Source organism: Pseudomonas lopnurensis (genome assembly GCF_015070855.1).
In the GTDB taxonomy this organism is placed as follows: Bacteria; Pseudomonadota; Gammaproteobacteria; order Pseudomonadales; family Pseudomonadaceae; genus Stutzerimonas; species Stutzerimonas lopnurensis.
Genome location: NZ_JADDIX010000053.1, coordinates 83,819 through 101,589 on the forward strand (window position 1 = coordinate 83,819; position 17,771 = coordinate 101,589).

Annotated in this window: 16 protein-coding genes; 10 read left to right on the forward strand and 6 right to left on the reverse strand. The window is 65.1% G+C overall.

Annotated elements, in window-relative coordinates; all coding sequences use genetic code 11:
• Window positions 1-13 precede the first annotated feature (13 nt).
• On the forward strand, window positions 14-799 hold the full coding sequence (locus IN820_RS10160) for a TatD family hydrolase (protein ID WP_193680862.1): 786 nt from the start codon (window positions 14-16) through the stop codon (window positions 797-799).
• A gap of 96 nt (window positions 800-895) precedes the next feature.
• Entirely contained in the window at window positions 896-2,293 is a 1,398-nt protein-coding gene (locus IN820_RS10165) for an amino acid permease (RefSeq protein WP_193680863.1), read from the forward strand.
• 413 nt (window positions 2,294-2,706) lie between these two features.
• On the opposite strand, the gene IN820_RS10170 is transcribed toward IN820_RS10165, so the two are convergent.
• The gene (locus IN820_RS10170; protein ID WP_193680864.1) at window positions 2,707-3,840 is read right to left on the reverse strand and encodes an aminotransferase class V-fold PLP-dependent enzyme; all 1,134 of its coding nucleotides are present in this window, start codon (window positions 3,838-3,840) and stop codon (window positions 2,707-2,709) included.
• A gap of 73 nt (window positions 3,841-3,913) precedes the next feature.
• Here IN820_RS10170 and IN820_RS10175 point away from each other — a divergent pair, with 73 nt between their 5' ends.
• The gene (locus IN820_RS10175) at window positions 3,914-4,534 is read left to right on the forward strand and encodes a TetR/AcrR family transcriptional regulator (RefSeq protein WP_193680865.1); all 621 of its coding nucleotides are present in this window, start codon (window positions 3,914-3,916) and stop codon (window positions 4,532-4,534) included.
• Between the two features lie 31 nt (window positions 4,535-4,565).
• Here the strand turns inward: IN820_RS10175 and IN820_RS10180 are convergent, their stop codons facing one another.
• Complete coding sequence (locus IN820_RS10180) at window positions 4,566-4,715, reverse strand: transporter associated domain-containing protein (protein ID WP_193680866.1); 150 nt, start codon at window positions 4,713-4,715, stop codon at window positions 4,566-4,568.
• A 177-nt stretch (window positions 4,716-4,892) separates the two neighbouring features.
• Here IN820_RS10180 and IN820_RS10185 point away from each other — a divergent pair, with 177 nt between their 5' ends.
• The 3 genes from IN820_RS10185 to IN820_RS10195 all read left to right on the forward strand — a co-directional run bounded on the left by IN820_RS10185 (window position 4,893) and on the right by IN820_RS10195 (window position 8,751).
• On the forward strand, window positions 4,893-5,504 hold the full coding sequence (locus IN820_RS10185) for a DUF4823 domain-containing protein (protein WP_193680867.1): 612 nt from the start codon (window positions 4,893-4,895) through the stop codon (window positions 5,502-5,504).
• A gap of 99 nt (window positions 5,505-5,603) precedes the next feature.
• A complete protein-coding gene (locus IN820_RS10190) occupies window positions 5,604-6,170 on the forward strand; it encodes a DUF1285 domain-containing protein (RefSeq protein WP_193680868.1) in 567 nt (188 codons plus the stop codon).
• A gap of 445 nt (window positions 6,171-6,615) precedes the next feature.
• Complete coding sequence (locus IN820_RS10195; protein WP_193680869.1) at window positions 6,616-8,751, forward strand: putative bifunctional diguanylate cyclase/phosphodiesterase; 2,136 nt, start codon at window positions 6,616-6,618, stop codon at window positions 8,749-8,751.
• A 14-nt stretch (window positions 8,752-8,765) separates the two neighbouring features.
• Here IN820_RS10195 and IN820_RS10200 read toward each other — a convergent pair whose 3' ends face one another.
• Window positions 8,766-9,098 carry a protealysin inhibitor emfourin gene (locus IN820_RS10200; protein WP_193680870.1) on the reverse strand — a complete coding sequence of 111 codons (333 nt, stop codon included), beginning with the start codon at window positions 9,096-9,098 and terminating at the stop codon, window positions 8,766-8,768.
• Between the two features lie 9 nt (window positions 9,099-9,107).
• Window positions 9,108-10,154, reverse strand: coding sequence for a M4 family metallopeptidase (locus IN820_RS10205; RefSeq protein WP_193680871.1), 1,047 nt, complete (start codon window positions 10,152-10,154; stop codon window positions 9,108-9,110).
• A gap of 188 nt (window positions 10,155-10,342) precedes the next feature.
• Here IN820_RS10205 and IN820_RS10210 point away from each other — a divergent pair, with 188 nt between their 5' ends.
• Genes IN820_RS10210 through IN820_RS10220 form a run of 3 tightly spaced genes read left to right on the forward strand, consistent with a single transcriptional unit; the run spans window position 10,343 to window position 12,957 of the window.
• Entirely contained in the window at window positions 10,343-11,782 is a 1,440-nt protein-coding gene (locus IN820_RS10210) for a cytochrome ubiquinol oxidase subunit I (protein WP_193680872.1), read from the forward strand.
• A gap of 3 nt (window positions 11,783-11,785) precedes the next feature.
• Window positions 11,786-12,793, forward strand: coding sequence for a cytochrome d ubiquinol oxidase subunit II (gene cydB, locus IN820_RS10215; RefSeq protein ID WP_193680873.1), 1,008 nt, complete (start codon window positions 11,786-11,788; stop codon window positions 12,791-12,793).
• Complete coding sequence (locus IN820_RS10220) at window positions 12,793-12,957, forward strand: DUF2474 domain-containing protein (RefSeq protein WP_193680874.1); 165 nt, start codon at window positions 12,793-12,795, stop codon at window positions 12,955-12,957. The genes cydB and IN820_RS10220 overlap by 1 nt, the downstream gene beginning before the upstream one ends.
• Before the next feature lie 446 nt (window positions 12,958-13,403).
• Here IN820_RS10220 and IN820_RS10225 read toward each other — a convergent pair whose 3' ends face one another.
• Window positions 13,404-14,450, reverse strand: a complete 1,047-nt coding sequence (locus tag IN820_RS10225; protein WP_193680875.1) for an AraC family transcriptional regulator — start codon at window positions 14,448-14,450, stop codon at window positions 13,404-13,406.
• A 1-nt stretch (window position 14,451) separates the two neighbouring features.
• The gene (locus IN820_RS10230; protein WP_193680876.1) at window positions 14,452-15,459 is read right to left on the reverse strand and encodes a carbon-nitrogen hydrolase family protein; all 1,008 of its coding nucleotides are present in this window, start codon (window positions 15,457-15,459) and stop codon (window positions 14,452-14,454) included.
• A 182-nt stretch (window positions 15,460-15,641) separates the two neighbouring features.
• On the opposite strand from IN820_RS10230, the gene IN820_RS10235 reads away from it, so the two are divergent.
• Window positions 15,642-17,672, forward strand: a complete 2,031-nt coding sequence (locus IN820_RS10235; RefSeq protein ID WP_193680877.1) for an NADPH-dependent 2,4-dienoyl-CoA reductase — start codon at window positions 15,642-15,644, stop codon at window positions 17,670-17,672.
• Window positions 17,673-17,771: the final 99 nt, after the last annotated feature.

Here is a 17,771-nt window from a genome sequence, read left to right on the forward strand (position 1 = left end):
AGTAGCTCCCTCCATGCTGGTAGATTCCCACTGTCACCTTGACCGACTCGACCTGACGGCCCATGGCGGCTCGCTCGACGCGGCGCTCGACGCCGCGCGGGCGCGTGGGGTGGGGCACTTTCTCTGCATCGGCGTCAGCGCCGACAACGCCGCCGCGGTCAAGGCATTGGCCGAGCGCTATGCCGACGTCGATTGTTCGATCGGCGTGCACCCGCTGGACCTGGACCCAGGCAGCCAGCCGGCGCTGGATTGGCTGCTGGCCGAGCTGCAGCATCCGCATGCCGTGGCCATCGGCGAAACCGGGCTGGATTACCATTACGAACCCGAAGCGGCATCGCTGCAACAGCAATCCTTTCGCCTGCATCTGGAGGCGGCCCGGCTGACGGCCAAGCCGGTGGTCGTCCATACCCGCGCGGCGCGCAGCGATACGCTGGCACTGCTGCGCGCGGCGGCCTTGCCGCAGGCGGGCGTGCTGCATTGCTTCACCGAAGACTGGGACATGGCCAAGGCCGCCCTCGATCTTGGCTTCTACATCTCCCTCTCCGGCATCGTGACCTTCCGCAATGCCGAGGCGCTGCGCGAGGTCGCCCGACAGGTTCCGGCCGACCGCCTGCTGGTCGAGACCGACTCGCCCTACCTGGCGCCCATTCCGTACCGCGGCAAGGCGAACCTTCCGCAGTACGTGCGTGAAGTGGCCGAGTTCCTCGCCGCTCTGCGCGGCGTTGCCCTCGAGGAGCTGGCCGAGCAGACGACCGCCAATTTCAAGCGACTGTTTCCGTTGGCGAGGGTGGCCGGCTGACCCGCCCGCTGCCCCGGCCCTTCACCGATCGTTGTCCATTCCACGTGTTTCGGCGCGTGGCCTTACCTCCGTCGCAGAGACCTGCAAGGTGACGTAATGACCCGCGACACGCTGCACACCGGCCCGCTCCAGCGCGGCCTGAAGAACCGCCATATCCAGTTGATCGCCCTGGGGGGTGCCATCGGTACCGGATTGTTCCTGGGCTCGGCGGGAGTATTGAGAAGCGCCGGGCCTTCGATGATTCTCGGCTACGCCATCGGCGGCTTCATCGCCTTCCTGATCATGCGCCAACTGGGCGAGATGATCGTCGAGGAGCCGGTCGCCGGCTCCTTCAGCCACTTCGCGCACAAGTACTGGGGCAGCTACGCGGGCTTCCTTTCAGGCTGGAACTACTGGGTCCTGTACGTGCTGGTGGGCATGGCCGAGCTGACGGCGGTGGGCAAGTACGTGCAGTTCTGGTGGCCGGAGATTCCCACCTGGGCCACGGCGGCGGCATTCTTCGTGCTCATCAACCTGATCAACCTCAGCAACGTGAAGGCGTTCGGTGAAACCGAGTTCTGGTTCGCCATCATCAAGGTCGTCGCCATCGTCGGCATGATCCTGCTGGGCCTGTTCCTGCTGTTCAGCGGCTACGGCGGCGAGCAGGCGAGCATCAGCAACCTGTGGAGCCATGGCGGCTTCTTCCCCAACGGCTTCAGCGGGATGGTGATGGCGCTGGCGATCATCATGTTCTCGTTCGGCGGCCTGGAGCTGGTCGGCATCACGGCGGCGGAAGCGGCCGAGCCGAAGACGGTGATCCCCAAGGCAATCAACCAGGTGGTCTACCGCATCCTGATCTTCTATATCGGCGCGTTGACCGTGCTGCTGGCGCTCTATCCCTGGGATGCGCTGTTGCAGACCCTTGGCTCGGCCGGCGACCCCTACAGCGGCAGCCCCTTCGTGCAGATATTCTCGCTGATCGGTAGCGATGCGGCGGCGCACCTGCTCAACTTCGTCGTCCTCACGGCGGCGCTGTCGGTGTACAACAGCGGCGTGTATTGCAACAGCCGCATGCTCTACGGCCTGGCCGAGCAGGGCGATGCGCCGCGTGGGCTGATGAAGGTGAACCGTCGTGGCGTGCCGGTGCTGGCCATCGGCGTGTCGGCGCTGGTGACGTTGCTGTGCGTGGTGGTGAACTACCTGCTGCCGCGCAATGCACTGGAACTGCTGATGTCGCTGGTGGTGGCGGCGCTGGTGATCAACTGGGCGATGATCAGCCTGGCTCATCTGAAATTCCGCAAGGCGATGCAGCGCCAGGGCGTGGAGCCGAGTTTCAAGGCGTTCTGGTTTCCCCTGAGCAATTACCTGTGCCTGGCTTTCGTGACCGGCATTCTGGTCATCATGCTGTGGATTCCGGGCATTCGCCTGTCGGTATTCGCCATTCCGGTCTGGATCGGATTCCTCTGGCTTTGCTTCCGCCTGCGCCAGGCGCGGCTGGTAGCGCGTACGGCATAGCAGGTTTTTTTGAGCCGACCCGCGAGCATCGGAACCGACATGACGCGCCCAGGTGTCACGTAGATTGGGTTGAGCCGCGCAGCGGCGAAGCCCAATACCACGCGGAGCCAGGGCAGGTCTCCCATGCGCCGAAGCCCGTATTTCACGAATGCGTCGCCTGGTGCCTCGCGTGTTGGGCTTCGCAGGCTCAACCCGACCTGCCTGGTCCTTGGCGTAAAAAAACCCGGTTTCCAAGGAAGCCGGGCCAAGACCATTAGGAGTATGAAACCGCAATCCTCGCGGTTTCATCTGGCTGGGCAGTGGGGGGTTGCCTAGCCAGTTACTCAAGTATTAGTCCGGATGACTGGCTTTGCAGGCCGATTTCCGGCCTTTTTAAACGCATTTGGAATACATCCGGCCCCGACTGATTGCCTTCAGTGGCCAGCGATGGCACGAAGTTGTGCGAGGGTTTCGTCGATTACCCGCTCCTCGGTGTAAAAATGCGGGGAGAAACGGATACCGCCGCCACGCAACGCACAGACCACCTGTTCCGCCTTGAGGCGCTCGAACAGCGCGGCGTTGTCCCAGCCGGCGAGACGAAAGGTGAGGATGCCGGAACGCCGTTCTCGCTCGGCCGGCGACAGCATCTCGATCCCGTTCAGCCCCTCCAGCCCCTGGCGCAGCCAGTCGATGCGCTCGGCCAGAGCGCTGGCGACCTGTTCCATGCCCACTTCCTCCAGCAACGAGAGGCTGGCCTCCAGAGCCATGGTGCCCAGCAGATTGGGGCTGCCACATTCGAAGCGCCTGGCGCTGCGTGCCGGTTCCCAATCGGTGCGATCGTAGTCGCCGGCATGCTCCAGCATGTGCCAGCCATACTCGTGCAGTGTCAACCGATCACGCAGATCGCCGCGGCAATAGAAGACGCCGAGGCCTTCCGGGCCGAGCATCCATTTATGGCCGTCGGCCATGGCGAAGGCGCAGCGGTTCGACTGAACGTCGAAGGGCAGGGCGCCCAACTGCTGGATCGCGTCGATGCACAGCAGTACCCCGCGTTGCTCGCAGCCTTCGCCCAGGCGCTGCAGATCGAGGCGCATGCCGCTGGCGTACTGCACCGCGCTGATGGACATCAAGCGTACCCGCGGGCCACAGGCGGCCAGCAGGTCGGCCTCCGGGTCGCTGCCCTTGAGGCTGACCTGGATGACTTCCACACCCTGCGGTCGCAGGGCCTCCCAGACGACACGGTTGGAAGGAAACTCCTCGTCGCTGATGACGATGCGGTCACCGCTCTTCCAGTCCAGTCCGAAGGCGACGAAGGACAGCGCTTCCGAGGTGTTCTTCACCAGCGCGACGTCCGCACTGGTCGGCGCGTTGAGCAGGCGGGCGAGGCGCTGGCGCAGGCTGCGCTCCACCGTCAGCCATTGCGGATAATCGCGCGCGCCGATGCCGACGTTCTGTTCGGCGAAGGCGCTGACTGCCCTGGCTGCGCGGCGGGGCCAGGGTGCGACGGCCGCATGGTTGAGGTATCGCAAACCGACTATTTGGGGGAATTCGTCATTGTTTTGAATCATGGGCGGATGTTCCGTGCATTTCATGACCGGTTAGGCATAATGTCTGCCTCGATTTTCACCCAAGCAGCCTCTTATGCAGAATGAACCTCGTAAGGTCCGCGAATTTCGCCGCCGCGAACAGGAAATCCTCGATACCGCGTTGCAGCTCTTTCTCCAACAGGGTGAAGACAGCGTCACCGTCGAGATGATTGCCGATGCAGTAGGCATCGGCAAAGGCACGATCTACAAGCACTTCAAATCCAAGGCCGAGATCTACCTGCGGCTGATGCTCGATTACGAACGCGATCTGAACCAGCTGCTGCACTCGCCGGACGTGGATCGCGACAAGGAAGCCCTGTCACGGGCCTATTTCGAGTTTCGCATGCGCGATCCGCAGCGCTACCGGCTGTTCGACCGCCTCGAGGAGAAGGTGGTCAAGGGCAACCAGGTGCCGGAGATGGTCGAGCAGTTGCACAAGATCCGCACCTCGAACTTCGAGCACCTCACCCAACTGATCAAAGGGCGCATCGCCGAAGGCAAGCTGGAGGACGTGCCGCCCTATTTCCACTACTGCGCGGCCTGGGCGCTGGTGCATGGCGCCGTGGCGCTGTATCACTCGCCGTTCTGGAGCAACGTGCTGGAGGATCAGGAGGGCTTCTTCCAGTTCCTGATGGACATCGGCGTGCGCATGGGCAACAAGCGCAAGCGCGACTGACACCTGCCCGGCTGGCATCGAATCGGCGGGATCAGCGGCTCGCTTGCGGGGTGGCCAGCACCTTGTCGACCCGCTTGCGGTCCATGTCCATGAGCTCGAAACCCCAGCCCTGCCAATCGGCCTTGTCACCCGTTTCCGGGATGCGCCACAGCGGTCTGCGGTTGATTCGTCGGATGGACACGACGACCTGACTGGGTTTTCAGGGGCTGGCCGTGCCGCAAGAGTTTTGCAACGCCGGTGTTCGTGGATAATCCCGGCAACGCCACGGCCCGGGTTGTGCCGGCAATAATGAAATGGCGTGGATGCTGCATTGCCCGGCTGTTCGCCGGTTTTCCGTCACCGGCCTGGGAGGTAGGAGATGCGATTTCTGTACGGTGCGCCGTGGTTGCTGACGGCGTTGCTGCTGACCGGCTGCATGAAGATCAGCGACATGGCCGAGGGCACCCGGTATCACCTGCGTGACGCGGGCATTCTCGATCACAGCGATACGCGGCGCTCCAGTTCCTGGCGTCTGCAAGCCGATTCCTTCATCTATATAGCCCAGGGGCACTTCGTACCGCCGGGCGACGTCTACCCGCGCCCGAACGTGGTCGCGGAGGAGGCCTTCAATGGGTTCGTCGAATACTTCCCCATGGTCCGTCGCGCGCGTGAGCCGGCGGGCCTGGAGGAGGCGATGGAGCAAGCGTGGGCTGTCGGTGCCCATTACCTGCTCTATACGCGTTTCGCCGCGGCGGACGACCGTATCGGCAGTTTCGACGAGTTCAACGACCAGCGCGCGCTGGATCGCCTCGGTGTCGACAGTGGCGTGGTGCAGCTCATGCTGGTGGAAACGTCGACGCGCTATCTGGTCGATACTGCCCGTATCCGCAGCCGCGGCGGGCTGATCAGCCTGTACGACGCCAGGCCGGAGGAATTGCTGGGGCCGCCGCTGCAGGAGTACGCGCGGCGGCTGCTCGGTCTCTCACGCTGAGCGGGATGCCGGCGGGATTGCGTGGTCATCTGTCAGGGGCATGGGCGTTTCAGCCGCCACGCTGAGCGCTCGGTCGCTGGCCCGACGGAGGAGAAAAGCATGAGCGATACAGGCAAGGCCGGTGATCTGCTGGCACAGATCCCTGGCGGCGGGAAAAAGGGGCTGCCACCGGTGCATTTGTGGAATCCCCCGTTCTGCGGCGATCTGGACATGCGCATCGCGCGTGACGGTACCTGGTACTACCAAGGCACGCCGATCGGCCGGCCGGCCATGGTCCGGCTGTTTTCCACGGTGATCCGCCGCGATGGCGACGCCTATTTTCTGGTCACGCCGGTGGAAAAGGTTGGCATACGGGTCGAGGACGCACCCTTCGTGGCGATTCGCCTGGAGGTGAGCGGGCAGGGCGAGGATCAGTTGCTGCGTTTCGTCACCAATGTCGAGGACGAGGTCGAGGCGGGGCGGGAACACCCGCTACGTGTCGAGCTCGATCCACGGACCCAGGAGCCGGCGCCCTACGTGCATGTGCGCGCCAACCTCGAGGCGCTGATCCACCGCAACCTGTTCTATCAACTGGTGGATCTGGCTGTGTCGCGGCAGATCGACGGTCGCAGTTGGCTGGGCGTCTGGAGTGGCGGCGCGTTCTTTCCCATCGGTCGGACCGATTGATGGCCCCGTTGCGCTCGCGCATCAAACGAAAAGGCTTCGGTTCGGGGTGGAGTCCCCGTCTGTTGCCAACGATGCAGCAAGCCCCGCGAGGAAACCACGGCCGTTAGTGAGTGATCCGCTTTGCTTCGATCAGCGGGCACTGCCATAGTGCTCACGGCTCTGCGCCGTATCGGGCGGATTCTATCGATTTCCTGTGCTTGTCCGACGAGCTGCATCATGCTGGGGCGCAAGTGATGTGTGTGCATTGCTATGGGGCGCGGTAACCCTTCTGGGCCTCGGAAACGACCCAAAACAGGCCGCTATTGCCGGCTGGAGCAGTTCTTGCTCTGCCTGTACCGATCGTCCTGCCGTGCCAGGCTTGAAACGGACGATCGCCACGAATCGAAACTCATCCGCTCCGCCCCGGTGCGGCGGCGGGGTCCATTTTCCTGTTGCCTGCTCACCGATGACCCAGAAAAACCCTTCCAGAATCACCCGCCGCGGCAGCCTGCTGACCAGCGAGGTCCTGGACCGCTCCCGCGTTCTCGACACGCTGGTGAACAATCTCGAAGGCATGGCCTATCGCTGCCTCAACGACGGGCACTGGACGATGATCTTCGTCAGCCAGGGCTGCCTGGGCTTGTGCGGCTACCGTGCCGCCGAGCTGGTCAACGACACGACGGTTTCCTGGGAGCAGATCATCCACCCGGACGATCGGGCGCGGGTGAGACGCAGCGTCGAAACGGCCATCGATGGGCCGGGGCGCTTCACCATGCAGTACCGGATATGCACGGCGGCCGGCTACTTCAAATGGGTGATGGAACGTGGCGTCGCGGTGCCGGACGAGCAGGGCGAGACCGTCATCGAAGGGTTCATCGAGGACATCACGGCGCAGAAGGCGGTGCTCGAAGCCCTGGAACAGGCCGAGCTGCGCTATCGCAGCATCTTCGAGAACGCCAGCGAAGGGATTTTCCAATCGACCCGCGACGGCCGCTACCTGGCCGCCAACCCGGCCTTGGCACGAATCTATGGGTATGACACCGCAACCGCGCTGGTCGCCGACCTGGCCGACATCGAGCGGCGCCTGTACGTCGAGGGCGGGCGCCGCGAAGCCTTCTGCCAACTGATGGAGCAGCAGGGCGAAGTGCTCAACTTCGAATCCGAGGTCTACCGGCGCGACGGCACGCGCATCTGGATTTCCGAGAATGCCCATGTCGTGCGCGGAGCGAACGGTGAGTTCATCTGCTACGAAGGCACCGTGCAGGACATCTCCGAGCGCAAGCATTACCAGCAGCAGCTCGAGCGGCAGGCCAACCACGACCTGATGACCGGCCTGCCCAACCGCATCCTGCTCAACGACCGCATCGAACAGGGGCTGGCCCGCGCCGCTCGGTTGGGCTACTACCTGCCCCTGGTGTTCATCGATCTGGACAATTTCAAGTTCATCAACGACGGCCTCGGGCATGTCGCCGGCGACGAGCTGTTGAAGAGCATCGCCAGGCGTCTCGCCGGCAGCCTGCGCAGTTCCGATACGGTGGCGCGAGTCGGGGGCGACGAGTTCGTCCTGGTGCTCAACGATCATTACCGCATCAGCACGGTGATTTCGTTGCTGGAACGGATCCTGAACGAGATTCGTCGACCCGTGACGCTCGCCGGCCGCGAATTCCAGGTCGGCGCAAGCCTGGGTGTGGCGATGTTTCCCGATGACGGCGAGGATGCGCAGAGCCTGCTCAAGCACGCCGATATTGCGATGTATGCGGCCAAGAAGCGTGGCCGCAACAATTTCCAGTTCTTCACCCATGACCTCAACCGGATCGCCGACGAGCGCCTCAACCTGGAGGCGGCCATGCGCGTTGCCCTGGAGGGCGACGAATTCACCGTGCACTACCAGCCCAAGGTCGATGCGTCGTGCCGCATCGTCGGGGTCGAGGCGCTGGCGCGCTGGACGCATGCCGAGCTGGGCGTGGTCGGCCCGGACCGCTTCATCCCGATCGCGGAGGAAAGCGGGCTGATCATGCCGCTGACGCTGGCCATCCTGCGCCGTGCCTTCAGCGATGCGCGCAAGTGGAACGAGGGGCGCGATACGCCGCTGCTGGTCGCGGTGAACCTCTCGCCGCTGCTGTTTCTCGGCGACGATATCGTCGAGCGGATCACCACGCTGCTGGACGAAGTCGGATTGTCGCCGACGCTGGTGGAACTGGAGATCACCGAAACGGTGTTTCTCGGCGATGGCACGCGTGCCGTTGCGATCCTCGCCGAGTTCAAGGCGCTGGGCTTTCGCCTGGCCATGGACGATTTCGGAACGGGTTATTCATCGCTCAGCTATCTGCGACGGTTCCCGCTGGACATCATCAAGATCGACCGCTCGCTGGTCACCGGGCTCGAGCACGAGGACGAGGTGGCGATGATCGCCCGCGCCGCCATCTCGCTGGGCAAGAGCCTGCACAAGACGGTGATCGCCGAGGGTGTGGAGAACCAGGCGCAATTCGAATTCCTCTGCCGCCAGGGCTGCGACGAGTTCCAGGGCTTCCTGCTTTCGCGGCCGTTGCCCGAGGCGCAGATCAGCGCGTTGCTCGCGGTCGGCGGAGTGATCCGCCTGTAGCGCCGTTCGTCACCTCAGGGCGCGTCGCTGGCAATGGCGCCGTCCTGCCAGAGCTGCACCAGTTCCCGTGGGGCACGCTCCTCGGGTATCTGCAGGATCATCTCGGCGTCGGCATCCTCGCGGCGGTAGTGCAGTTCGACCTGGTAGAAGCGTTGGTCGCCCGCGCCGACGCTCTTGCTGGCGACCGGCAGGCAGCGCTCTAGCACCGCGCAGATGCCGCGGCGCTGCGCGGCGTCGCAGCGGGCGAACTCGATCTGCCGGGGCCGTGCCAGGCCCGGCACCGCGGCGAAACCGCCCTGGCGGGATAGGCGTAGCGAAGTCTCGGGGCCCAGTTCGGGTATCGTCATGAATCCTCCTCAACGCGGCTCGACCCCGACGCCGGCCCAGGCCTGGTTCAGCGCTTCGACCTGTTGTGATGGCGCGCCGAACATGCGTGCCGCGTGGGTCAGGGTCAGCCCGGCGAACGTGGCGAAGTCGGCGTCGTTGGCCAGCCGCGGGTCGCAGATCGTGTCGTACCAGATGCGCCCGGCCTGTTCCCAGGCATAGCCGCCCAGCGCGGTGGCGGCAAGGTAGAACGCCCGGTTGGGGATGCCCGAGTTCAGGTGCACGCCGCCGTTGTCCTCGCGGGTTTCGATGAAGTCGCGCATATGCGCAGGCTGTGGGTCGCGGCCGAGCAGCGGGTCGTCATAGGCCGTGCCGGGATGGGCCATCGAGCGCAGGGCCACGCCCTGGACCTTGTCGGTGAGCAGTTCCGCGCCGACCAGCCAGTCCGCCTCCGCGGCCGTCTGGCCGAGGCTGTGCTGCTTGGTCAGCACGCCGAAGACGTCCGAAACGGATTCGTTCAGCGCCCCCGACTGGTTGAAGTAGACCAGCCCGGCCTCGCTCTCGATCAGCCCGTGAACCAGCTCGTGGGCGACCACGTCCAGCGATCGGGTGAAGCGCTGGAACAGCTCGCCGTCGCCATCGCCGAAGACCATCTGCTCGCCGTTCCAGAAGGCGTTCTCGTAGCCCTGGCCGTAGTGCACGGTGCCGATCAGCGGCATGCCCAGGTCGTCGATCGAATCGCGCTGGAACACCTGCCAGAACAAGTCGTAGGTCGCACCGAGGGCGTCGTAGGCCTCGTCGACGGCCGGATCGCCCGTGGCCGGCTGGCCTTCGCGGCGCCGCTGCCGGCCAGGCAGCTGCATGCGCTGCTCGGCGTCGTGGATGCGCCGTTGCGGGTGCCCCGGCGTGCGCTGCTCGCCAAGCTCGGCGATGGCGGTGGGGTGCGGTGGACCGGGATTGGGCAGCAGGCTGTGCAGGTGATCGAGGGTAATCCGGGCGCAGCCGCGCTGGTAGGCGGAGCCGCGGTCGACGATGCGGTCGAGGATGTACGGCGGGATGAAGGTGGAGCGGGTGTGCATCGGCGGCTCCTCGTCTGACGATGCTGGTTAGCATAGACCCGCGCTCGGCGGCGGACGCGGCCACCGACCGAAGGGCATGCGACGATGTGGCTCGCGGAAACGAGCGCACCCTTGGCATCTTCTGCTGTCATTACCCGTATCACTGGCCCGGGGTGCCGGGCGAGCGATCACCTGACGAGGAGTTGCCCATGTTCGGATTGGAAGCACTGGCGCTTGCGCGGATCCAGTTCGCCTTCACCATCTCGTTTCACATCATCTTCCCGGCGATCACCATCGGTCTGGCCAGCTATCTTGCCGTGCTCGAAGGCCTGTGGCTGAAGACCCGGCAGGAGGTGTACCGCGACCTCTATCATTTCTGGCTGAAGATTTTCGCGGTCAACTTCGGCATGGGGGTGGTCTCCGGAATCGTCATGGCCTACCAGTTCGGCACGAACTGGAGCGCCTATTCCGATTTCGCCGGCAGCATCACGGGACCGCTGCTCACCTACGAGGTGCTGACTGCCTTCTTCCTCGAGGCGGGCTTCCTCGGCGTAATGCTGTTCGGCTGGAATCGCGTCGGCCCGGCGCTGCACTTCTTCTCCACGGTCATGGTGGCGGTGGGCACGCTGATCTCGACCTTCTGGATCCTCGCTTCCAACAGTTGGATGCACACCCCGCAGGGCCACGAGATCATCGATGGGATCGTGGTGCCGGTAGACTGGCTGGCGGTCATCTTCAATCCGTCCTTCCCGTATCGGCTGGCGCACATGGCGGTGGCCGCGTTTCTCGCCACGGCGTTCTTCGTCGGCGCCTCGGCGGCCTGGCAACTGTTGCATGGGCGGGACAATCCGGCGATTCGCAAGATGCTGTCGATGGCCATGTGGATGGCCCTGCTGGTGGCGCCGGTGCAGGCGGTGATCGGCGATTTCCACGGGCTCAACACCCTCCAATACCAACCGGCGAAGATCGCCGCGATCGAAGGCCACTGGGACAATTCCTCGGGCGAGCCCACGCCGCTGCTGCTGTTCGGCCTGCCCGACATGGAAGCGGAAGTGACCCGCTACAAGGTGGAGATTCCCTACCTCGGCAGCCTGATCCTCAAGCACAGCCTGACCGAGCCGATCCCGGCGCTCAAGGATTTCCCGCCCGAGGATCGGCCGAACTCGGCGATCGTCTTCTGGACCTTCCGCACCATGGTCGCGCTCGGCCTGCTGATGATCTTCACCGGCATCTGGAGCCTGCTGCTGCGCCGCGGCGACCGGCTGTACGGCTCGCGGCCGTTCCTGCGCCTGGTGCTGTGGATGGGGCCTTCCGGGCTGATCGCGATTCTCGCCGGCTGGTATACCACCGAGATCGGCCGGCAGCCCTGGGTGATCTACGGCCTGATGCGCACCGCCGATGCGGTGTCCAGTCACGGCGCCGGTCAGCTGGGGCTGACGCTGGCGATGTTCGTCATCGTCTATTTCGCGGTATTCGGCGTCGGCATGCTCTACGTGCTGCGTCTGGTCAAGAAGGGCCCGGTGATCAGCGAAGGACGCGAGCAGGGCGCTGGCGGGCCGGGCGAGCCACGCACGCCGATGCGTCCGATATCCGCCGCGGACGAAGCGATTCCCGAAGGGCAAAGCGATCAACTGGGCGAGAGGAACTGATCCATGGGCATCGATCTTTCACTGATCTGGGCGGTGATCATCATCTTCGGCATCATGATGTACGTGGTGATGGACGGCTTCGATCTCGGCGTCGGCATCCTCTTTCCCTTCGTCCAGGACAGTTCCGAGCGCGACGTCATGATGAATACCGTGGCGCCGGTCTGGGACGGTAACGAGACCTGGCTGGTGCTGGGCGGCGCGGGGCTGTTCGCGGCGTTTCCGCTGGCCTATTCGGTGGTGCTCTCGGCGCTTTACCTGCCGATCATCTTCATGCTGATGGGGCTGATCTTCCGTGGTGTCGCGTTCGAGTTCCGCTTCAAGGCCAGCAAGCGGCGCCAGCACATCTGGGACAAGGCCTTTATCGGCGGGTCGCTGGCCGCGACCTTCTTCCAGGGCGTGGTGCTGGGTGCCTTCATCAGCGGGCTGCCGGTGGAGGGCAGGGTCTATGCCGGCGGCGCGCTGGACTGGCTGACGCCGTTCTCGCTGTTCTGCGGCCTGGCGCTGATCGTCGCCTATGCGCTGCTCGGCTGCACCTGGCTGATGATGCGCACCGCTGGCGACCTGCAGAAGCGCATGCACGACATCGGCGTGCCGCTGGTATGGGCGGTGCTGGCGGTCACCGGCATCGTCAGCCTGTGGACGCCGCTGACCCATCCGGATATCGCCGAACGCTGGTTCAGCCTGCCGAACCTGTTCTGGTTCATGCCGGTTCCGATCCTGGTGCTGCTGTGCACCCTCGGCCTGCTGCGATCGATCCGGCGCTACGCCAACTACACGCCGTTCCTGCTCACCCTGGCGCTGATCTTCCTCGGCTACAGCGGGCTGGGGATCAGCCTGTGGCCGAACATCATTCCGCCATCGGTGAGCATCTGGGACGCCGCCGCGCCAGCGCAGAGCCAGGGCTTCACCCTGGTCGGCGCGCTGTTGATCATCCCGCTGATCCTGATGTACACCGCCTGGAGCTACTATGTGTTCCGCGGCAAGGTCAGCGCCGACGATGGTTACCACTGATGGCGCGCGACAGGAAAGACCCGGCCGCAGAGCCGGAACAGAAGCCGCTCTGGCAGCGCATGACCTGGCTGGTGCTGATCTGGAGCGGCAGCGTTCTGGCGCTTGCGATGGTTGCCTGGCTGTTGCGCCAGGCAATGAATGCGGCGGGGCTGGCGGCACCTTGAAGGCACCTGCGCCTCGTTTGGGCATGACCGCGCGCAGGCTGCGCCGTTTTATGGCATGGACTCGCTCGGGCTGCCCGCTGGCGTGGATGAAAGCGTCACCGATCGTTCATTCGCGGGCTGTAGATTGTCTGGCATGAACCTTGAAGGGCTTGGTGAAAATTGCCAAGTCATCTTCTACCTAGACAAATCAAAGAAGGAGTCCTCCTAATGGACGATTATCAGGACGAACTACTCGAATGGCACGCCGCGGAGCAGGATTGCCTCGATTCCGCAGAGGATGCCGTGGAGCTTTAGGGGCTGTTTTGCGATGGCTTCTCCCCCCAGATACGAAAACTCCGTTTTGCACGATGCATCGTCGCTTCGCCTTATCTGGGGAAGCCATCAGCCTGCACTCGCGCACAAGCGGGCTCCGCCGCAGTCACGGCCTTGGCCCATTTATCGGCCGTTCAGGCCCGCTCGGCCGAGCGTCGCTGGGTGCGCCGATAGTCGCCCGGCGTCTGCCCGCTCCAGCGCTTGAACGCGCGCTGGAAGGCTTCGGCCGAGGAGAAGCCGAGCAGCCAGGCAATCTCGCCGAAGGCCGATTCGGTATCGCGGATGTAGGCCATCGCCAGGTCGCGGCGCGTGTCGTTCAAGATCGCGCGATAACTGGTGCCTTCCTCGAGCAGCTTGCGCCGCAGTGTCCAGGGCGGCATCTGCAGGCGCCCGGCGATCTGTTGCAGGTCTGGTTCCTGCCCCTTGAGCAGCGGGCCGAGTAGCTGCGCCACCCGCTCGCCCAGGCTGCGGGTGCGGGTGCGTCGCTCCAGTTCGCTTTCGCAGAGTTCCAGCAGGTGGCGCCAGGTGCCGGGACAGTGCTCCGGATTACGCAGGGCCAGGACGCTCTTTTCCAGATACAGCTGATTGGCCTCGGCGCCGAAGTTCACCGGCCGGCCGAACAGGGCTTCGTAGCGCGGCGCATAGTCCGGTGCTTCGAACTCGATATGGATTGCCAGCGGCACGAGCGCCTGTCCGGCCAGGCGGGCGAGTTGCGCGATCCAGCTGGCCAGCACGGTGTCCACCACGAAGCGGTTGTAGGCGTTGTAGGGGCTGATCGAATAGAAGCGCAGCCAGGCGCCCGACGCGTCTTCATGGAAGCTGGAGCTGCCGCGGTAGTTGGAGGCGTACAGGGCTTCGAAGCGGATCAGCGCCCGCGCGGCTTCACGCACCGTCGGCGCCTGGGTGGCGGTGAGTCCGGCCAGGCCGAGGTGGCCCGGCTTGCGCAGGCGGCCCATCTCCAGGCCGAGTGCGGGGTCGCCGGCAAGCTGGATGGCCGCGTGGCCGAGGCGCATGTAGCGTGGAATCGACAGCCGTGCCTGCGGCTCGGCGAGGCGTTCGGCATCCAGCCCGTAGGCTTCCAGCAGGGGGCGGGCATCGAGGTCGCGCCGCTGCAGTGCTTCGTCGAGGCTGTGCACGAAGCCCACGGAAAGGTCCCCCAGTCGCACCCGTTGCGCATTCATGTCATTCACCGAGCCAGAGATTGCGCAGTTGCACGGGCGTGCCGTGGTTGGGCAGGGCGGGACGACGTGGCGAACCGAGCAGGTTCCAGGGCAGGCCGAGGGTATGCACGGCCATGTAGGGAATATCGCCGGGCATGTCGCGGCGCGCAGCGCCGCAGTGGGCTTGCGGTTCCGCCGACGCGCCGGGGATGGCCAGCAGCTTCGCTTCGCCGGGCGGCCGTTGCCGATAGGCATCACAGCCCAACAGCACCGCCAGCGCGCCGGCCGGAGTGTCGATCAGCGGTCGTCGTTCATGGTCGGGCGCGACGCTGTAGCGGCGCTCGTAGCGACTCAGGGCGTGCTTGTACTGCAGTGGGCCGAGCGGCTTGCCGTGGATGTCGAAGGTCAGGCTGACCTGGCGCAACGGGCCTTTGCCGACCCGCAGTCGTTGGCCATCCAGATAGGGCTCGGGCAGCACGATCGAGCCGGCTACCAACGTCACGCCAAAGTGCCTGGCCAGCCCGCCGAAAATGCTCTGGTAGTCTTCGGCCATCTGCCGGGCCTTGAGCTGCAACACGGCGCCGGTGCGGCGGTCGTCGCCCTGGTGGCCGGTCAGGGCGCGCAGGTAGCGCCCCGGATTGCTCAGCGCCATCCATTGCATGGCATCACGCAGCGTGCGGGCCTGTTGCACTTCCGGTTTCTCGCCGAGGGCGAACAAGCCCGTGCCGACGTGCTCGGGCAACACCACGATGGTCTTGCCGTTGAGTAGGCCGGCATCGGCGGCCTGCTGCAGGTAGGTGGCGAATTTCAGTTGCAGGCGTTCGCGGCTCTGGTAGTCGGCCGGCTGCAGCCGCGTCTCGATGCCGAGCAGGTTGCCGGCGCTGCCCGGCAGGCCCTGGCTGTCGATCGGCAAGGTACGCAGGTCCGACAGCAGCGGGCCGCTGCGGCGGTCGCGCGTCCAGTCCAGGTAGAGGGCGAGCGAGATGCCGGCGAACACCAGCAGCAGGAGGAATTTGATCGAGTTGCGCATGGGCCTGGCGACAGTCGTGATCGGCCCACCCTAGGCAAAACGGGTCATATTGCCAAGCTGTTTTGCACTGAGGGATCAGAAAGTTGTCATTTTCGATCATTGAGCAGGGCGCGAGCCCTGTTTATCGTCGCTGCATACCGACCGTAGCCCCATGAGGCTCGGCACTTTGATGAGGACAGACCATGACCGCTTTCCCGAATCTCCTGGCTCCGCTCGACCTGGGCTTCACCACTTTGCGCAACCGTGTCCTGATGGGCTCCATGCACACCGGCCTGGAGGAGATGCCCAACGGTTTCGAGCGGATGGCGGCGTTCTTCGCCGAACGCGCCCGCGGCGGTGTCGGCCTGATCGTCACCGGCGGCGTCGGGCCGAACGAGGAAGGCTCGGTGCGCGCCGGTGCGGCCAAGCTGTCCACGCCGGAAGAGGCCGAGGAGCACAAGGTCGTCACCCAGGCGGTGCACGAGGCGGGCGGCAAGATCTGCATGCAGATCCTGCATGCCGGGCGCTACGCCTATAGCCCCCAGTTGGTCGCGCCGAGTGCGATCCAGGCGCCGATCAACCCGTTCACCCCGCGCGAGTTGGACGAGGCGGGCATCGAAAAGCAGATCCGCGACTTCGTCAATTGCGCCAGCCTGGCCCGGCGCGCCGGCTACGACGGCGTCGAGATCATGGGCTCGGAAGGCTACTTCATCAACCAGTTCCTGGTCGCCCATACCAATCACCGCAGCGACCGCTGGGGCGGCAGCTACGAGAACCGCATGCGCCTGGCCGTGGAGATCGTGCGCCGCGTGCGTGAGGCGGTCGGCAGCGACTTCATCATCATCTACCGCCTGTCGATGCTCGATCTGATCGAAGGCGGCAGTACCTGGGAAGAGGTGGTGCAACTGGCCAGGGCGATCGAGCGGGCCGGCGCGACGCTGATCAACACCGGCATCGGCTGGCACGAGGCGCGGATTCCGACCATCGCCACCAAGGTACCGCGCGCGGCCTTCACCAAGGTCACCGCCAGGCTGCGCGGCGAGGTGGGCATTCCGCTGGTCACCACCAACCGCATCAACACGCCGGAGGTGGCCGAGCAGGTACTGGCCGAGGGCGATGCCGACATGGTCTCGATGGCGCGGCCGTTCCTCGCCGATCCGGAGTTCGTCAACAAGGCGGCCGCCGACCACAGCGAGCGCATCAATACCTGCATCGGCTGCAACCAGGCCTGCCTGGACCATACTTTCAGCGGCAAGCTGACCACCTGCCTGGTCAACCCGCGCGCCTGTTACGAAACCGAGCTGAACTACATCCCGACCACGGCGGTGAAGAAAATCGCCGTGGTCGGCGCCGGCCCGGCGGGGCTGGCGGCCGCCACCGTCGCTGCCGAGCGCGGCCACCGGGTGACGCTGTTCGATGCCGCCGGCGAGATCGGCGGTCAATTCAACGTCGCCAAGCGCGTGCCGGGCAAGGAGGAGTTCCACGAGACCCTGCGCTATTTCCAGAACCGGCTGCAGGAAACGGGCGTCGAGCTGCGCCTGAATACCCGCGCCAGCGTCGAGCTGCTGCTGGCCGGCGGCTTCGACGAGATCGTCCTGGCCACCGGTATCGCCCCGCGCATCCCGGAGATTCCCGGCATCGATCATCCGAAGGTGATCGGCTACCTGGACGCGATCCTCGAGCGCAAGCCGGTCGGCCAGTGTGTCGCCGTGATCGGCGCCGGCGGCATCGGTTTCGACGTGTCGGAATACATCACCCACGACGGACCATCCACCAGCCTGGATCGCGAAGCCTTCTGGAAGGAGTGGGGCATCGATCTCGGCCTGTCGGTGCGCGGCGGCGTCGCCGGCATCCAGCCGGCGCCCCATGCGCCCAGGCGCCAGGTCTATCTGCTGCAGCGCAAGAAATCCAAGGTCGGCAACGGCCTGGGCAAGACCACCGGCTGGATCCACCGTGCCGGGCTGAAGAACAAGCACGTGCAGATGCTCAACTCGGTCGAGTACCTGCAGATCGACGACGCCGGGTTGCATATCCGCGTGGCCGAAGGCGCGCCGCAGGTGTTGCCGGTGGATACGGTGATCCTCTGTGCCGGCCAGGAGCCGCTGCGCGAGCTGCAGGCAGGGCTGGAAGCCGGCGGCGCGCGCGTGCACTTTATCGGCGGTGCGGATGTGGCCGCCGAGCTGGATGCCAAGCGGGCGATCAACCAGGGCTGCCGCCTCGCCGCCGAACTCTGAAACCGATGCCTCGTCCATGAGCGGCCCGCCGGTGCCCGGCGAAGCGCTGTAGCACCGGCTCGCGGGCGTACGCGGGACGAGTTAGATGGCCATCGCAAA